The following is a 17,768-nucleotide window of genomic DNA, read 5'->3' as shown; positions in this document are numbered from 1 at the left end:
TCACCCTATGAGCCGGGAGAGATCACCTATGAAGGTATTGCAGACGATCCGCTCGCGGAAATATTTACAGCGGATTCTACTCAGCTTTATGCTTGTTGTGGCCACACTGGCTGTGGCTTCGCTGTTTGTGAACTCAAATGCCCGCGGGAAGGTGCTTAGCCTGCAGAACGAAGCCGACCGCAAGCTGCTGACCCAAATCAATTACAATATAGAGAACATGAATGGTATCGTAAAGGATCTGGCGGTTTCGCTGTACAATGACGAAGAACTGCTCGCCCTGAAGTCCGGCGCGGATTACAGGCAGAGCATTCTCAAGATCGAGCGCCTCAACCATACGGTGGCCTCTTCCCCGTATCTGCATGCTGCCATCTTTTACAATGGGGCCCAGCACCGGTTCTTCTCGTCGCTCAATCATGAAATTAACAATAGTCTCCTGTACGATTCCCTTAAGGACTACATGGCCTCCCGGGCCGATCTGCCGAAGCTGCAGCTGATTCCGCTGGACCTTGACGGAGAGGACGAGGGGATTGATGTATTTGCGATCTTCATTTATGACGGGGAGACCCTCGGATCTATCAATGACAATGTGCTGATTCTGACGGTGAAGCCGGGCTGGATGCTGGATAATATGAAAGCGCTTAATCAGGTGGCGGAGCGTGAAAAGGATGTCCTCTTCATTACGGACAGTGACGGCGAGGTGCTAATTTCAACCGACGGGCTGCTTCCGGCGGGTCTTGACATCAAGGCGGACCTGCTGCCGCGGATAACTTCTTCAGCCACGCCGCTTAATTCTTTTAACGAAACGTATGGAGACAGGAAGTACAAGGTCACTTATCTGAGCAAAGCGCTGAATAACTGGCAGATCGTCAGCATGCAGGATTACGATGTTGTGCTGGGCAGCGTGCGGCAGATGAAATGGACGGAGATAGCGGTCACGCTGTCTGTAGTTCTGCTCGCTATCCTGCTGTCTGTGTTCTTTGCATTACGGCTGTATAAGCCGGTGGGCCAGCTGCTGACGCTGGTGCCGCAGGATGTACACGGCGCTCCGCAGGCGAAGGATGAGCTGTCGCTGATTGCAGCCAACGTGACCGAGATGATCAGCAAGCTGAAGGGGCTGGAGCTGGAGCGGGCATCGCAGTCAAATATCGCCAAGCTCTACCAGCTGCGCAGTCTGATCGGGTCAAGCCAGAGCATCGATGAACAGGCATTCCTGCAGATCAGGGAGCAGCACGGAATTAACATCGCTTATCCTTCACCGCTGCGGCTGGCCCTGGTGCAGATTGACAATCTGCAGGGACTTGCCGCAGAACCGGGGCTGCCGATGGAATCCCTGCTGTACTTTGCCATTGCCAATATCGGCCAGGAGCAGCTGCGGCGTGAGGGCTCCTGTGAAGCTGCAGATATGAAAAGCGGCCATCTGGTCTTCATCGCCGGCAGCGGAGAAGGGACACTTGCGAAGCTGGAGGAGCGCTTCAGGGAGCTTCAGCAGACGATTTTTGACTACTATCATATTACCTTTACAGTTACGCTGAGCGAAGTGTTCACGGATTACCGCTTCATTACCCGGCATTACAATCTGGCTATGCGCCACTCGAACTACCGGATGATCTTCGGCAAGGGAGCCGTGCTTGAGCCTGAGATGCTCCGGGAGAATGAGCGGAATGAATCGCTGCGTATCCCGCAGGAGCTGGAACGGCAGCTGACGGAAGGACTGAAGGGCGGGGATCTGGCAGAGACGGAGCAGACGATCCGCAAATGGAGAGAACTGCTCGGCAGCTTCAGCTACGAGAATATGTTCTCGGCGGTGCTTCATCTTGCGGTTACCTTAAGCAACACGCTTGGCGAGATGAACAACCGCAACGTCAACCCGGTATCGGTCAACCTGCAGGCCGTTAACCGGCGTATTCTGGAAAAAGAGACGCTGGATGAGATTGAGGCCGTACTTCTGGAGGTTGTGCGCGAGGTGGCGGAGCAGCGGCGCAGCGGGCGGGAGGATAAGAACCGGCTGCTGGCCGAAACGGTGAAGGAAATTATTGATAAGCATTACGCCGATCCGGATCTGAATGTGCAGCGGATCGCTGATATGCTTAAGATGAACTCCGTCTATCTGGGTCAGGTGTTCAAAGCACAGGAAGGCACGACCGTGGTGGATCAGATCAACGCAGCCCGCCTGGCCTATGCCAAAGAATACCTGGAGCAGAAGGACTTGACCGTTACAGAGATTATGGAAAAGGTCGGCTTCGGTAACGAAAGCTATTTCTACCGCCTGTTCAAACGCCGCTATGGAACGACACCGAAGGAATACCGCCTGAAGTCTGCCATTGACCGCAGCAAATAAACGGGTTGTTCCACCTTAAGCAGGCCCGCTAATGAACGATGTTCATGTAGCGGGCTTTTTGCTGCGCCTTGAATGCCACAGTCCGGCCGGAACAGGAAACTGGCAACAATACAGCCCCTCTTTACAGCAATCTTGCAATTGTACAGTTACGCCGAGGCCTGATTCTGAGCTATGGTTAGTCATGCAAAGCCTGGAACGCAGGCAAACAGCTGCAGCTAAGGAAGGAAAGGAAGGGGCTTTGGTTATGTTGAATAAGGTTCCACTAGCGGAACAAAGAGCAGGTTCAGGTGCACCGCCGGGAACGCGCAGAAGAACCTGGATCGGAAGAGAGCTTCACCATTTCCGGAACAACCGGGAGCTGTTCCTGCTCTCGCTGCCGGGACTGCTGTACAAATTGATTTTTGCCTACATTCCAATGATCGGCCTCATCATCGCTTTTAAAAATTACCGCTATGATCTCGGCATCTTCGGCAGCAAGTGGGTGGGACTGGATAATTTCCGTTATTTATTCACTACGGATACAGCGTGGCGGATAACCCGTAATACGGTTCTCTATAATACCGCCTACATTCTGGTAGGTACCTCAGCGGCGCTGCTGCTGGCGATTCTGATGAACGAAATCAAGGCGAAGTGGAGCAAGTTCTACCAGACGGCCTTGTTTCTGCCCCACTTCCTGTCCTGGGTACTGGTGGGTTACGTGGCGTACGCCTTCTTGAACCATTCCGACGGCTTCATCAACCGCACTCTGGAATCCTTCGGGCTGAATCCGGTGAGCTGGTACCAGAATGCCGGGCCGTGGCCGGTGATCCTCATTCTGGTTCAACTATGGAAAGTGGTCGGGTTCAACACGCTGATATATTTTGCCGGCATTATTGGTATTAACAGCGAATATTACGAGGCGGCGCGGATCGACGGGGCGACCAAGCGGCAGATGGCGTTCAAAATCACGATCCCCCTGATGGCTCCGATCATCATCATTATGCTGATCCTGTCCATCGGTAATATGTTCCGCGGCGACTTTGGCCTGCATTATTTCATCCCGAACAACTCAGGTTTTCTCTACGGCTCTACGGATATCATTGATACCTATGTGTACCGCGCGCTCCGTGAAGTCGGCAATGTAAGCATGTCCGCGGCTACAGGCTTTTACCAGTCGGTTGTGGGTCTGGTGCTGGTGCTGACGGCCAACGGAATTGTGCGCAAAATTGATTCTGATAATTCCCTGTGGTAAGGAGGTGCCCTTAGCGTGGGCAAGAAATTCGAATTTTCCAAGCTGTTCATTAATCTGCTGTTTACGGTGCTGTCGCTTGTGGTTGTCCTGCCGTTTCTGCTGGTCATCGCTGTATCGCTGACGGATGAGAAGTCGCTGAACGAAAACGGGTATCAGTTTATCCCTACAACCTTCAGTCTGGATGCCTACCGCTATCTGCTGGACGCTCCTGACATTCTGCTCCGGGCCTACGGGGTAACCTTTACGGTGACCATTATTGGCGCGCTGGTTGGCCTGCTGCTGACCGCGATGACCGCATACGTGATCTCAAGGCAGGATTACCGGTATAACCGGGCGACGACCTTCTATGTATTTTTCACCATGCTGTTCAGCGGGGGACTCGTTCCTTCCTACATTCTTATAACGCAATATCTGCATCTGAAGGACAGCCTGCTGGCGCTGATTCTGCCCATCCTGCTGTCGCCGTTCAACATCATGGTCATGAAAGGCTTCATGTCCAAAATTCCGCTGGAGATCATTGAATCGGCCAAAATTGACGGGGCGCGGGAATTCCGCATTTTCTTCCGGATCATTCTGCCGCTGTCCACTCCGGCGCTTGCCACTTTGGGTCTTCTGATTTCATTTACCTACTGGAACGAATGGTTCAACGCGATGCTCTACATCGATGATCCGAACAAAGTGCCGCTCCAGCTATTGCTGGTACGGACGCTCAACAGCATTGAGTTTCTCACCACGAACTCTGAATTTACCGGACAGCTGGGCATCGATCTATCGAGTTTCCCCAACAGCTCCGCGCGGATGGCGATTGCCGTACTGGCCGGCGGACCGATGCTGGTGATCTTCCCGTTTTTTCAGCGGTTTTTCGTCAAAGGGCTTACGGTTGGCTCCCTAAAGGGTTAACATACAATTACATGTACAAAGTACAGGAGGTCACTTACATGAAAAAGAAGCTGTTTGGAGTTCTGGCATCCGTATTGCTGGTTGCATCGGTGCTGTCCGGCTGCGGAGGCAATAATAACGGCGGGAACAGTAATGCCGGGAAAGGTGCGGAAGGAAGCGGGGGAGCGGAAACCGCGCAAAGTGCGGCCCCGGAATCAGGAAACGCAGGCGAGCTGAAACCGGTCGAACTGACCTGGTATTATCCGCTGTCCCAGCTTCAGGCTGACCAGGAGAAGGTGCAGGAGGAAGTCAACAAGATTGTGAAGGCGAAGATTAATGCCACAGTGAAGCTGATGCCTGTTGCCATCGGGGACTATGTGCAGAAGATGAACACGGTGCTTGCGGCGGGAGAGAAGTTCGATATTCTCTGGACCGGCTACATGCTGAAGCCCGAAGAGCTGGTTCGCAAAGGAGCCATCCAGCCGATGGATGCCCTGCTGGATGAATACGCGCCGGAGCTGAAGGCGGATGTGCCGCAGGTGATGTGGGACGGTCTGTCGGTCGACGGGGAGATTTACGGTATCCCGAACCAGCAGATCAACGGCTCCCGTTACGGATTTATTATCCAGAAACGTTTCGCTGACAAGTACAATCTTGATACCGCTTCCATTAAGAAAATTGCCGATATTGAACCGTTCCTTGCTCAAATCAAGCAAAATGAACCGGACATCATTCCGTTTGGCCTATTCGGCACTTCCTTCATCAATCCGCAGTCCCATGACGACAAATACTGGGTAGTTCCGGGGCTGGATGACCATTTCTATATCAAAACAGATGATCCTGCGTATACATTGCAGCGCTATCCTGAAGAAGAGCTGGACAATTTCCGATTGGCCAGCAAATGGTATAAGGAAGGCTATATTTACAAAGATGCAGCCACAGAAAAAATGAATGATTATCTGGTCAAAGGCCAAATTGCGGTCGATTTCAACGTTACCCTGAAGCCGGGTGTGGAGGCTGAGGTGAAGGCCAAAAACGGCGGTAACGAAGTTATCACGGTTCCGCTTAGTGACTGGTTCTCCAACGGCTATTCGGCCACGACCAACCAGTCGATCAGCCGTACGGCTCCTAATCCGGAGCGTGCGATGATGTTCCTGAATCTGGTGAATACCGATAAGGAGCTGTACAATCTGCTCTGCAATGGTATTGCCGGTGAGCACTATGACAAAACCAATGGGGATTACATCAAGGCAAAGGCTGATTCCCGTTATCTGCCGAATATGGACTGGGTTTTTGGCAGCGTATTCAACTCTTATCTGAAAGAAGGCCAGCCGGAGAATGTCTGGGAAGAGACCAAGAAGATCAATTCCGATTCAGAGGTCAATCCTGTAGGGGCCTTCAAATTCAATTCTGAGCCGGTGAATACGGAGATCGCCAACCTGAATGCGGTCTGGGGTGAATATAAACGGGGACTCGTTACCGGAACACTCGACTTCGAAGAAACCTGGCCTGCACTATACGGCAAGCTGAAGGAAGCGGGAGAAGAGAAATACGTAGCGGAAGTAACCAAACAATTCGAGCAATTCCTTAAGGATAAAGGCCTGAAGAAGTAAGCTTCATAGAGAATATACCTGCACCTCTGGAGGAGATCACGGGAACCTGCTGCTCATGGACGGCTTCGCTAAGGCATAACACAGGCGGAGCCGTTACTATTCCAACCGGAAAGGAAGAGGAGACTTGGTGAAAAAACGTTTGCTTGCCGCCATTGCCGCCAGTATGTTGTTCACGGTCAATCCTGCCCCGCCGCTTGCGGTCACTGTATCAGCGGAGGGCACGACTCCAGGGGCGGTTATTTATGTCGCCACTAATGGAAGCGATTCCAATAATGGGACGCAGAATGCCCCGTTTCTGACTTTAGAGAAAGCCCGGGACACCATCCGTACGCTGAAAGCAGAGGAGGGTCTGCCGGAGGGCGGCGTCACTGTGTATTTGCGCGAAGGGAGGTACGAACGGACGTCCAGCTTCGAGCTGCGGCAGCAGGATTCAGGCGAAGCCGGCAAGCCGGTGACTTACACGGCCTATCCGGGTGAGTCCGTGACGTTGTCAGGTTCGGAGCAGCTGGCCAAGTCAGCGTTCGTTCCGGTTACGGACACGTCGGTGCTCAGCCGTATTATTAGTACTGAGGCCAGAACCAAAGTGCTGGAGGCTGATCTGGCAGCGCTCGGGATTACCGATTACGGCCAGCTCAGCCGTCACGGGTATTATCTGGCCAATGATCTGAGCGAGGTGCCGCCGATGGAGCTGTATGTGGCCGGACAGGGCATGACGCTGGCCCGCTGGCCGAACGAAGGCACCGTCCAGATGGATGAAATTCTCGATCCGGGCCCGACGCGGAAGGACCCGAACGGGGAGGTGCATACGCGCGGCGGCACCTTCACCTATACGTATGACCGTCCCCAGTACTGGACACAGGCGGATGACATCTGGCTGGACGGGATCTTTGGCTACAGCTGGGAGTGGTCGTACAACAAGATTGCTTCCATCGACACGGCTGCCCGAAGCATCACGCTCCGTTACGGTGAAATGAGCGGCCTTTTCAAAAACTGGTACCCGGATTTCCATTTCGCGCAAAATCTGCTGGAGGAAATCGATATGCCCGGCGAATATTACATCGACCGTCAGGCGGGCAAGCTGTATTTCCTGCCGAACGCTGAGTTTACAGCCGCAGAGAATCCGGATATTGAAGTGACGATGCTGAAGAGTCCGATGATCAACGCTCTGAATGCCTCCTATATCGACTTCTCGGAGCTAGTGCTTGAGAACGGCCGTGATTCGGCAGCTGTATTCATGGGCGGCAGCCATATGCGTATTCTGAACAGCGAGATCCGCAATTTCACCAACAGCGGGGTACTGGTTAACACACAGAGCCGATTCTATTACAACAACTTTGAAGGGGCACCGGGAACGGATCACGCCATAATCAGCACCCATATTCATCATATCGGAGGCACCGCCGTCACGCTGGCGGGAGGCAACAAAACGACGCTTGCGCCGGGGAACAATACGGTGGAAAATTCGCATATCCATGATTTTGCCTACTATCACAAAGCCTATAACCCCGGGGTTCTGCTGTCCGGCGTCGGCAACCGCATGTCGCATAATGAGCTGCATGATGCGCCCCATCCGGGCGTGCTGATCTTCGGCAATGACCATACCGTGGAGTATAACGAGATCTATGATGTATGCACCACCTTCTCGGATCTCGGCGCCATCTACATGAATGCGGGCGAACAGCCCCATGAGCGGGGCACTGTCATCAGACGCAACTACTTCCATAACATCGGCGAGAGCAAAGCAGGAGTGGAGGGCGTATATCCCGACAACTTCACGATGGGATTGACTATCGACGAGAATATATTTTACAAGATGGGCAATTCGGCTATTAAAAACAACGGCGGCGCGCATATCCTGACCCGCAACAATATTTTTATCGACAGCAAAATTCCTTATGATTATGCGGATATGTTCCTGGGCGATGAGCCGGATGATCAGGTGCCGCTGAACTACATGCCGAAGTGGCAGGCGCTGTTCGCGGCGAACAATAATTTCACCGGGACCCCTTATATGACCAAGTATCCTGAGCTGGCGGATTTCTTCACGGAGAACCGGTATTATCCCGACACGAATACGTTCCAGGGTAATGTCGTCTACAACCCGTCGGTTCCGCGCAGCGTAACGACTAATGTGTATGGGGCGTATGACAAATTCGGGCTTGTGCAGTATGCGGATAACTGGGTGACGGCAACGGACCCCGGATTCACTGATCTGGCGGGCGGTGATCTGTCGCTGCTGCCGGACGCGGATGTCTTCGATGTCATTCCCGGTTTCCCTGACATTCCGTTTAACGACATCGGCGTTGTTGGCAAGGCAGGTACAACAGCTGGTACAGATAGCCATCCTGTTCAGGGGGTAGCCGTCTATGACAGCGAAGTTACCGTGGACCGCTGGAAAACGCTGAAGCTGCGCACGGCGGTGCTTCCTTGGAACGCGGATCATCCCGTCCTGACCTTCACTTCAGCCGATCCCGGTATCGCTGCTGTGGATGGGGCGGGTGTTGTAACCGGCCAGTCTGTCGGCAGCACGGCTATTACGGTAGCCTCCGCGGAGAATCCGCTGCTGACTGCTACCGTTACGGTGAATGTGGAGGCCGGTGACGGCGTGATGGATTTCACGGATTTCGAGTCGGGCGCGAACGGCTGGCTCCAGGATGCCAACCGCAGCATTGAGAAGATTGGCACGAACCGCTGGTACAAGGTGCTGAACGGAGCGTCATCGCTCAGTCCCAAAACCTTCTCTGAATATGAGTTGAGCTTCAGGCTGAAAACGCCGGAGATTATGGGGGATAATGTGACCCTGTATATTTTCGACCGCCAGGCCGGCAGCGGCTCCAGCCGGATCGGCTACAAGACGCGGGCCGACGGCACCTCCGCCTGGCTGCTGTACAATTCAGCCTGGACGGTGCTGAAGGAGGTGAAGCTGCCCGGGCATGACCTGCAGCCGAATACGGAGTATGCGGTCAAAATGCTTGTGAAGGGCGGCGATATCAGCGTCTATCTGAATGGAGCCTTCCGGCTGAAGGGCAACGATCCGGGCCATAATGCGGAGGGGAAGGTCGGCTTCTACGTCAGCAATGTCAGCCAGATGCACTTCGATGACATTCAGTTCAAGGCTCCGACGACTACGCTGGCCGGGATCATTCCGGCGGAGAGCAAGGTGCGTATTGCCGCAGGAGAACAGCGGCAGTTGCAGCTGGCCTTTGATCCCGCGGATACGCCGGATACAGGCGTAACCTGGCAGTCGGCCAACCCGGCGGTGGCCACGGTGGATAGCACGGGAGTGGTCCACGCCGTATACGAAGGCGAGACCCTCATCTCGGCTGTGTCTACGGTAAATCCGCTCATTAAGGCGGACATTACAGTAACCGTCTCGAGCATCATGCATGAGACGGATTTCGAGAACGGGGGCAATGGCTGGCCGGTAGATCCCAACCGCAGCATCGCCGCTGATCCGGACGGGAACCGCCGTTATAAGCTGCTGAACGGTGCTACCGGCCTGCTCGACAGGAGCTTCACTTCTTATCAACTGGAGTTTAAGCTGAAGACGCCGCCAGTGATGCCGGATAACGGCATCCTCTACATCTTCGACCGCCAGGACAGCGCCGGCTCCACCCGGATCGGCTACCGTACCCGGGCAGACGGAACCTCCGGCTGGATCCTGTACGATACGGCCTGGCAGAAGCTGACCGAGACGGTCCTGCCTGGACATGACCTGCTGCCGGATACGGAGTATGACGTGAAGGTGACGGCCCGGGACGGAGATATCGCCGTATCTGTGGACGGCTCGCCAAGGCTCTCCGGCAGCGATCCGGGACACCGTCCGTCCGGCAAGGTCGGCTTCTATACCAGCGGCTTCGCCTATATGCTGTTCGACGATATTACCTTCTCGGTCCTGCCGTAAATGTTAAAAGGCGCTCTTCCTGCGGGAAGGGCGCCTTTTACAGTTGACTGTCCGGAGTCGATGAGGGCGTTGTTTGAGGCTACGGATTGGGCGGTTTTTCTGAATTACAATCCGAAATGCTCACACACTACTCGAAATTGTTCTTCAACACTCAGACTAGTTGTTCTTTCAAGGGTTTTAATACCGCTTTTAACACAGGCATTTCTAATATCACGGGAAAACTTTACGACATTTTTATTTCCGTTTGTGATTGTTTCTGCTGGATTAGCTGTTAGGTTAATAACATCCAAAATCATCTTATGGTCTTCCCTAAAGAAAAATAGCCTTTCGATTTCTTCATCAGACGTATAGAGACATATCATTCTTTCCTTGGGAACAAAGGGGAGAATCCGTTCCGGCATGATTCCCAGATCTATTATGACCGGTATATCAGCAGGCATTTTCAATAAATCGATAACGAAGAACTCCATCATTTCCTCGACAATTTGAAGCAGCCATTCACAATACTCATTTTGGGGTCTATTAAACCATTCATCCCAGTTTAAGTCAGGATGCGGATATTGAAGTGCAGGGTATTCAGCAGCTTTAGTGAACGGCCTATAGTTTAGGACATTATCCTCTAGCGTTTGAAATCCTAATTCCTCAACAAATTTCTTCGTCATTGTAGTCTTGCCCGCGCAACAACCGCCATTTAACCAATAAACATGCTTTAGCTGTTCTTTTAAATAATTATCATTAATTTTCATTATAACCCTCCTCAATTTTTTATGATTGAGGGAGGGGGCGAATTCTTATCGGTTGTATATAACCATGAAACCACATCTGGAATCCTCCTTTCAAAAGCTATTGATAATATTCCACAATCTTCATTTAAATTCCTTCCACTCTAAAAGAGCATCCGAGGCTGCGCCTCAGATGCCTTGTATTTAGTATTGTTCTATGACTGGTCTTCTACAACGGCGGGCAGGTTTTTACCCGCTGCATTTGGCTTCGTGTATATTTATTGAGTATGACCGTTTGCACGATAATAAATATACCGCCAACCGCCCAATATAACGGCAACGCGGCGGGCATAGCAAAAGAAGATAAACCCATCATGACCGGTGACAACAATCCGATGAAAGCCATTTGGTTATTTTGATTCTGCTGAGACTGCGCTGAAACGGATTGGGACATGCGGAACTGAACGTAATACACCGCAGCCGCAATCAGCGGCAAAATCATATCTGTTGTCCCCAAGCTAAACCACAGAAAATCGTGAGCTGCAATCTCTGGGGTACGGCGAATGGCGTAGTAAAATGCGAGGGTGACCGGCCATTGGAGAAGCATCGGTAAACACCCCATGTTTAAGGGATTGAATTGATGCTTCTGGTAGAGCTGCATCATCTCGGCTTGCTGTTGTTTTTTTGCATCCGGACTGATATCGTTCTTGTACTTCTCCTGAAGTGCAGTTAACTCCGGCTGGAGGACGGCCATCTTTGCTTTCATGACCATTTGTTTCTTGGTTTGATTCATCATGAGCGGCAGGATCGCAAGTCTGATGATGAAAGTCATCAGCACGATCGCTAATCCGTAGTTTCCGTGAAAAGTATCCGCGAAGAATTTGATCAAGACCGAAAATGGATATATAAAAAAGTGGTTAAATAACCCTGGTGAAGCGGCAGTGATCGAGTTTGACTGGGATGCAGCCGAACACCCGCTGAGCACAATGACCGGAATAATCCCAAGCAATAGGACGAGAATGGGCTTGGCCCATTTTTGGAGCAATAAAGTCTTGTTCATCGTTGTCCTCCCTAATTGAAAGTATGGAATTCAATGTGGGGAAGGACTAGGGTCTTCATCATCAGGTGCTTCTCTTCGTCTGACGGTACGTACTATCCAACGTTGAATGCTGCTCGGTTGCGATAGTCTGACAGCCACAAACCAGGTTGAACCGGCTGGAGCAATTTCATAACCCCAGTGTATCTCTTGTGTAGAAAAATAGGTGAAGGGAATTAACACTAACGAAGAGATGAGAGCGATCGAGAATGCCAATTGAATTAAGTCATAAAAATGCTCCAGCCAAGTCACCTCCTTATGAGCCGTATTGGAAAATTTGAATAATGATTATACGGCAGAAGAACTATGTGGTTTCACTAACCTGCCTGTGATTGCGTTATACATTCAACGGATGCTGTTCCTGTATTTCTCGGGGGAGATTCCTTTGTTCTTCTTGAACATCTGGCTGAAATAGGACGGGGACAGATTGCCTACTTCTACCGCGATCTCCCCGATGGATTGGCTGGTGTTGGCGAGCAGGATACAGGCTTCCCTGACACGCCGCTGCATCAGATATTCGGACAGCGTAATGCCGGCATATTGTTTGAACACATGCGAAATATGGTAGGGGGACAGATGCAGACTGGCGGCCAGTGCCTCAAGGCTGAAATTCTCCTTGTAATGCTCATCCAGCCATTCGGTAATCCGCTGGACATGTGAGCCTCCCCGCGAATGGAGAGGGTTGTCCCCGGCCGGGATACCGGACATCTGTGTTTGAAGCAGCCGGATAAGCTGAAGAATGAGCAGTCCTGTGTTCTCTTCCCGGCCGGTAGCAGCGTGCCCGGTACATTGATGCAGCTCTTCCAGCAGCTCGGGAATCCGGGTGTCATTCATTCCGTAGAATACCGGCTTCTGCAGGGTGCCCCTCCACAGGTACCGGAAGAACTTCTCCAGGATAGGAAACGCGGCAAGATAATGCTCCATGAAACCAGGATCAAAGGTTAGATTGGTCCGGATATAGGAACGGCCTTCTGCCGGAGGTACCATTACACGGTGCAGCTGATAGGGCTGGAACAAGACCAGCGTATGATCCTCAAGAGGATAGGTCTGATTCTCCACCATGATTTCACCGCAGCCGCTGTAAATATACAGTATTTCAATGCCCCTGTGCGCATGAAAATAGAGGGATTCGCCGTCAATATATTTATATTTGTACATAAACAATCCGGGGTCCATTCCCCTGGGCGGATGATTGTTACTATTCCTGTCCATGCTCATGCGACGCTCCCTTATCAACCATAGTTCACTGCTATTACTCCATTACTACTAACTCCAGTATAAATAGACGGCTGGCAAAAATAAAACTGCGATTTCGGCCACACTTATAAGACAACAATCGCCAACCAAGCAACCGACGAACCAAGCAAGTAAGCAAAGAACCAAGCAACAAACCAACGAACGAGCCAAGTAAGTAAACAACCAACTAAGCAACGAACCAACGAACCAAGTAACCAAACAACTAGCCAATCCATGGCTTTGTGGCAGGGCAATTGTGAAAATCCATCCTCCATTCCTAAAATGTTGTAAGAAATACAGCTTTGATTCCCTGATACCAGGGAGTTCGGGAGAATTGTTGTATGAAATACAGGAATTGTCCCGCTGAGCCGCTTGAAGGAGGGGAATTGCTGCATTTTCTACAACAATTCCGGATGTGGGACGATTTGATGAGGGAAATGTTGTATTTCGTGCAGCAAAAACCGGCAGGCTCCACTGAAAGAGGCTTGCCGGAATAAAGGATTATCAACCCGGTGCCGCAGATAATGTTGTGTACCAGCAGATCAGAGTCTAGTCAATCCAGATGCAGTACATGCTATCCCCGTTCGTACCAGTACCCCGGTACACCCCGCTGCAGACGCAGCAGTGCCTCCAGGAAGAAGTAATCCCCCCAGATCATGAAATCATCGGGAGAGGAATTCCCTCTGACCGAATAGGAGCCGTGACGCAGAAAACCCTCTTCTGACGGACTGCCTGCGGTAAAATAGCAGTTCAGCAGCGAATCCATCGACTTGTTTACTGCTTCTTCAAACCATGCCCGATCCGGGTCCTCCTCCGGCAGGTGCTCCAGCAGCTCAAGAAGACCGCAGACAACGATGGCGGAAGCTGAACTGTCGCGTGGAGTGGACTCCTCCTGCGGGGCATCGAAATCCCAATATGCGACATGATCGGCGGGAAGATGCTCCAGGAAATAGCGGGCCATCCTTTTGGAGGTTTCGAGATAATGAGGCTCTTTAAAATAGCGGTATGCTAAGGCAAAGCCGTAGACCCCCCAGGCCTGTCCCCGCGTCCAGGTGGAGCCGTCCTGATAACCCTGCGCGGTTCCTCCGCGCAGGGCATTCCCCGTCTGCTGGTCAAAATAAAAAGTATGGTAGGAGGAGTCATCTCCCCTCACCAGGAAGCGGCGGCTTTTCTCGGCGTGGATCCGGGCATACCCGGCATAGCCGGGGTCTCCGGTCTGTTCAGTGGCCCAGCAGAGCAGCGGAAGATTCATCAGGCAGTCGATAATAATCCGGCCGCCGTTGTCTGCATCGCCTTCCGGTCCCCAGGCCTGAAAGAGCTGCGGGGCAGCGCGCCAGCGCTTCATCAGAACATCGGCTGCCTGCAAGGCCAGCTGACGCGAAGCCTCATCCTTCTCGGTGATCCAGCGGGCCTTGGCGGACAGCGAATATAAGAAGCCTATATCATGATGATCAAGCTCCTTCCCGGCGGTCATGCGCTTGTTGAAGGACTCAACCGTCCGGATGGCGGCAGCGTGAATCTCCGGGTCTTGGCTGTATTCATAGCTCAGCCACAGAATGCCGGACCAGAAGCCTTCCGTCCAGCTGGTATGGTCCGTCAGATGATATTTGCCGTCGCCCAGGCTTACAATTGGTGAATGGTCTCTAAAGCGCTTGATATTAAGGCGGGTGGTCGAGAGCGTGTGCTCAATCGCATTTTTCCAGTTCATAATAACCTCCATATTATCGCTATATTGTTCTTATGGTTATTATAAGCCTGCTGCTATGTTGGTTTGTTGCGTGAATTCTTAGGTGAATTGCGGTTTAGGTGGAGCTTACCCGGAACCTGTTACACGGGAGAGAGCTGTTTGTCACAGAACTCCGGTCCGGTTTGTCTACAGGATGTACAGCAAACAAAATAGGATGGAGGCAGAGTGCCCGTGGCAGGGCGGTTTGTGTCTGTTGCAGAAACCAGGAGGAAATACACATGAAAATTGTAGTGGTTGGCGGGAGCGGACTTATTGGAAAGAAATTGGTGAACCTGATGCAGGGGCTGGGTCATGAGACTGTGGCTGCATCACCTTCTCTGGGCATCAATGCTATGACAGGTGAGGGGCTGGCAGAAGCGCTGAAAGATGCTGATGCCGTTGTTGATGTTGCGAACTCGCCTTCGTTTGCAGACGACGCTGTGCTGGAATTCTTCGGGACAACGACCCGCAATCTGTTAGCAGCGGAAATAGAGGCAGGAGTGAAGCACCATGTGGCGTTATCTGTAGTAGGTACTGACGGCTTACTGCAGAGTGGTTATTTCCGCGGGAAAATGGCTCAGGAGGAGCTGATCCAGGCTTCCCCCGTTCCCTATACCATCGTGCGTGCGACTCAGTTCTTCGACTTCGCGGAAGGCATTGCCTATACCGCTACAGAAGGGGATATCGTCCGCCTGCCTTCAGTCTGGGTACAGCCAATAGCCTCTGATGATGTAGCAGCTGCGCTGGTTGATTATATCCTTGGGGCTCCAGTGAACGGGATTGCCGAGCTGGCCGGACCGGATAAGCTGCCTCTGGATGAATTCGTCCGGCAATCCCTGAAGGCTAAGCAGGATACGCGTCAGGTAGTCGGCGATATGGAGGCGCGTTATTTCGGAACAGAGCTGCAGGATCATTCGCTGGTTCCGGCCGGAGATCATCTGCGTATTGCGCCGACATGGTTAGCGGACTGGCTTGCGGCTTCCGGATCAGAAGCATAATATTACTACAAGAAACCGCCATCCTCCGGGCAAGTTTGCCAAAACTTCAGCCTGATGGGGATGGCGGTTTTTTTAAAAAAAAGACAGGATTGATATGTTGCGAGGCGGACACCAGTGGGCTTCTAGCGGACCTGAGTATAAACATTCCAGCTGTTCACCAAATGACCAACGGCAAACAGGAAGGCAGGGATCAGGAGCAGCCAGGACTCCAGCCAGAATCCAAGCAGCATGAAGTAGATTGCCGGGAAGACAGCCATAGGAACGGGAATTCCAAGCCAAGGCGTGAACAACACGGCGAATTCTCTCCCACTCCAGTAAAAGCGGCCCCAGCAACCATAATAGATGAGCAGGCAGACCGCCATCAGTACAGCAGACGGGCCAAGGGGCTGCTCGGCAAGCTTGCGGCCCAGGAGAATAGGCATCATGAAGCAAGTGATCTGGCCTGCCCGCTCCAAGATCGTGAAGATCAGGGGTGTAGAGGCCAAAGACTCTGGAGCATTCCGGGGCGGGAAGAAAATGAAGATCAGATTCGGCAGCAATACTAATAAGGGTATGATGAATCCTTTAATGTGCAGACCCATGTGAACTCTCCATCCTATTGTTCCAAAGTGGATTTATGCATTCTGGCATTGCGGAAATGAATTTTGTCTTTGCCGGATACCACGATCGCCTTACGCGGACAGTTCGCTGCACATTTCATGCAGAAGTCACATTTGTATCCGTGGTACGGCAGATCATCGACAACCACTATGTTACCGGTGGGACATTGCAGAACGCATAATTCACAACTGATGCATTTCGAGGGGACCGTCCGCAATCTGAGCATCAGCCGCATCGACATCCAGGGCAGTACGGTTCTTCTGGAAAGAACGGAGACGGCCTTCGACCCCGGGTACTCTGACTTCCATACCGATTCACCGGCAAGTGCCTGATGGACAAAAGTCTCAGCTTTCTGATAGGCGGCGCTCAGCCGGCCCAGATCATCCTCCGGACTTGCTTCAGCATCCAGCATATTGTTAGGCATACTGATCTCACAGGCGGAGACAGGGATGTAACCCTTATTCTTCAGCAGGGTATAGAGCGGCTCCAGAATATGTGCTGAGTTGTTGAGCGTGGCAATCACATAGACTCTGGTGCCCTGGCTCTTCGGGAGCCAGCGGAAGAATCTCCAGATGAACGGGGATACGGATTGCGAATTGACCGGAAAGGCCAGCCACAGGTCATTAACCGGACTGCTTGGCATATATCCGCTGCCGATCAGGTTCAGGGAGGTGCGGATGTTATAAGTCTTAAGGGTTCTGACCACAAAGTCTACAATCGCTTTCGTATTGCCCGTACCTGAAAAGTAATACAAATCCACGGTCTTATTCATTCTGCGGAATCCCCTGTTCTGCGATTTCCTGCTCCAGCAAGGCTATGGTCTGCCCGCACCAGTCGGCGTAAGATTCCCACAGCTTCTGGCCAAAGGACAGAACCATCAGGATGCGGCTGTGATTGCTGTGGACATCCAGATTCTGCTTCAGCTGCGCCTCGAATTTGTCGAACATCTGCTGCTGCCTGCGATGGTTGATTTCGAATTCCCGGATATGCTCCAGCATAGTTTCGGAAGAGGATGAATTGGAGAAGTACAGCTTGAGCAGAAGCTCGTAGCGTACGGTTTCCTTTTCCACCGGTGTCTTGAGCCATTCCTGTAATTCATACCTTCCGGATGCGGTTATCTGATACTTGATGCTTTGTTTGCTGTTCTTGCCCCCGGCAGAAACAGGTTCTTCACACACGGCGATCAGGCCCTCCGCAGCCAGCCGCTTCAGCTCCGGATAGATCTGGCCAAAGCTCTCACTCCAAAAGAAGGAAAGCCGGGTATCTACGATCTTTTTGATCTCATAGCCAGTTAAATTCTCTTCGTTTAATAGTCCCAGTAACACGTAACCCGTCTTGCTCCTGTTAGCAGCCATATGCACGCATCCAATCTGTAAGATATATCTTTTAGATATAAAATACCGTAAGGATAATCTAAAGTCAAAC

15 protein-coding genes are annotated in these 17,768 nt (G+C 52.0%); 8 read left to right on the top strand and 7 right to left on the bottom strand.

From position 1 onward, the window contains the following. Positions 1-28 precede the first annotated feature (28 nt). From PBOR_RS27210 to PBOR_RS27190, 5 genes are all read left to right on the top strand, one after another. Positions 29-2,338: a helix-turn-helix domain-containing protein gene (locus PBOR_RS27210; RefSeq protein WP_042217025.1), complete on the top strand. Its 2,310-nt coding sequence runs from the start codon at positions 29-31 to the stop codon at positions 2,336-2,338. Between the two features lie 244 nt (positions 2,339-2,582). Next, positions 2,583-3,569, top strand: coding sequence for an ABC transporter permease (locus PBOR_RS27205; RefSeq protein WP_042217024.1), 987 nt, complete (start codon positions 2,583-2,585; stop codon positions 3,567-3,569). A gap of 15 nt (positions 3,570-3,584) precedes the next feature. Next, positions 3,585-4,469 carry a carbohydrate ABC transporter permease gene (locus tag PBOR_RS27200; RefSeq protein ID WP_042217023.1) on the top strand — a complete coding sequence of 295 codons (885 nt, stop codon included), beginning with the start codon at positions 3,585-3,587 and terminating at the stop codon, positions 4,467-4,469. A gap of 38 nt (positions 4,470-4,507) precedes the next feature. Further along, positions 4,508-6,061, top strand: coding sequence for an ABC transporter substrate-binding protein (locus tag PBOR_RS27195; RefSeq protein ID WP_042217022.1), 1,554 nt, complete (start codon positions 4,508-4,510; stop codon positions 6,059-6,061). A 127-nt stretch (positions 6,062-6,188) separates the two neighbouring features. Beyond that, positions 6,189-9,965: an Ig-like domain-containing protein gene (locus PBOR_RS27190; RefSeq protein ID WP_042217021.1), complete on the top strand. Its 3,777-nt coding sequence runs from the start codon at positions 6,189-6,191 to the stop codon at positions 9,963-9,965. 104 nt (positions 9,966-10,069) lie between these two features. Here PBOR_RS27190 and PBOR_RS27185 read toward each other — a convergent pair whose 3' ends face one another. The 3 genes from PBOR_RS27185 to PBOR_RS35725 form a co-directional block, all read right to left on the bottom strand. After that, positions 10,070-10,711 (bottom strand): hypothetical protein, encoded by a 642-nt coding sequence (locus tag PBOR_RS27185; protein WP_042217020.1) that lies wholly within the window; start codon positions 10,709-10,711, stop codon positions 10,070-10,072. Positions 10,712-10,916: 205 nt separating this feature from the next. Further along, positions 10,917-11,747, bottom strand: a complete 831-nt coding sequence (yidC, locus tag PBOR_RS27180; RefSeq protein WP_042217019.1) for a membrane protein insertase YidC — start codon at positions 11,745-11,747, stop codon at positions 10,917-10,919. 381 nt (positions 11,748-12,128) lie between these two features. Next, positions 12,129-12,995 (bottom strand): AraC family transcriptional regulator, encoded by an 867-nt coding sequence (locus PBOR_RS35725; RefSeq protein ID WP_167549575.1) that lies wholly within the window; start codon positions 12,993-12,995, stop codon positions 12,129-12,131. Positions 12,996-13,360: 365 nt separating this feature from the next. On the opposite strand from PBOR_RS35725, the gene PBOR_RS37185 reads away from it, so the two are divergent. Then, a complete protein-coding gene (locus PBOR_RS37185; RefSeq protein ID WP_157764138.1) occupies positions 13,361-13,516 on the top strand; it encodes a hypothetical protein in 156 nt (51 codons plus the stop codon). A 77-nt stretch (positions 13,517-13,593) separates the two neighbouring features. Here the strand turns inward: PBOR_RS37185 and PBOR_RS27170 are convergent, their stop codons facing one another. Then, on the bottom strand, positions 13,594-14,727 hold the full coding sequence (locus PBOR_RS27170; protein WP_042217018.1) for a glycoside hydrolase family 88 protein: 1,134 nt from the start codon (positions 14,725-14,727) through the stop codon (positions 13,594-13,596). Between the two features lie 257 nt (positions 14,728-14,984). Here PBOR_RS27170 and PBOR_RS27165 point away from each other — a divergent pair, with 257 nt between their 5' ends. After that, positions 14,985-15,743: an SDR family oxidoreductase gene (locus PBOR_RS27165; RefSeq protein WP_042217017.1), complete on the top strand. Its 759-nt coding sequence runs from the start codon at positions 14,985-14,987 to the stop codon at positions 15,741-15,743. Positions 15,744-15,865: 122 nt separating this feature from the next. On the opposite strand, the gene PBOR_RS27160 is transcribed toward PBOR_RS27165, so the two are convergent. Then, the gene (locus tag PBOR_RS27160) at positions 15,866-16,168 is read right to left on the bottom strand and encodes a hypothetical protein (RefSeq protein WP_042217016.1); all 303 of its coding nucleotides are present in this window, start codon (positions 16,166-16,168) and stop codon (positions 15,866-15,868) included. On the opposite strand from PBOR_RS27160, the gene PBOR_RS37790 reads away from it, so the two are divergent. Beyond that, positions 16,167-16,328, top strand: a complete 162-nt coding sequence (locus PBOR_RS37790) for a hypothetical protein (RefSeq protein WP_157764137.1) — start codon at positions 16,167-16,169, stop codon at positions 16,326-16,328. The two genes, PBOR_RS27160 and PBOR_RS37790, sit on opposite strands and share 2 nt — an antisense overlap. Before the next feature lie 10 nt (positions 16,329-16,338). On the opposite strand, the gene PBOR_RS27155 is transcribed toward PBOR_RS37790, so the two are convergent. Together PBOR_RS27155 and PBOR_RS27150 are read right to left on the bottom strand one after the other, a co-directional pair. Next, positions 16,339-17,115, bottom strand: coding sequence for an EFR1 family ferrodoxin (locus PBOR_RS27155; RefSeq protein WP_042217015.1), 777 nt, complete (start codon positions 17,113-17,115; stop codon positions 16,339-16,341). Then, positions 17,108-17,698, bottom strand: coding sequence for a PadR family transcriptional regulator (locus PBOR_RS27150; RefSeq protein WP_042217014.1), 591 nt, complete (start codon positions 17,696-17,698; stop codon positions 17,108-17,110). The genes PBOR_RS27155 and PBOR_RS27150 overlap by 8 nt, the downstream gene beginning before the upstream one ends. Between the last annotated feature and the right edge of the window lie 70 nt (positions 17,699-17,768).

It is taken from the genome of Paenibacillus borealis, from assembly GCF_000758665.1.
In the GTDB taxonomy this organism is placed as follows: Bacteria; Bacillota; Bacilli; order Paenibacillales; family Paenibacillaceae; genus Paenibacillus_AQ; species Paenibacillus_AQ borealis.
The sequence above is the reverse complement of the archived record's forward strand: the minus strand, read 5'-3'. Positions and strand labels throughout refer to the sequence as shown.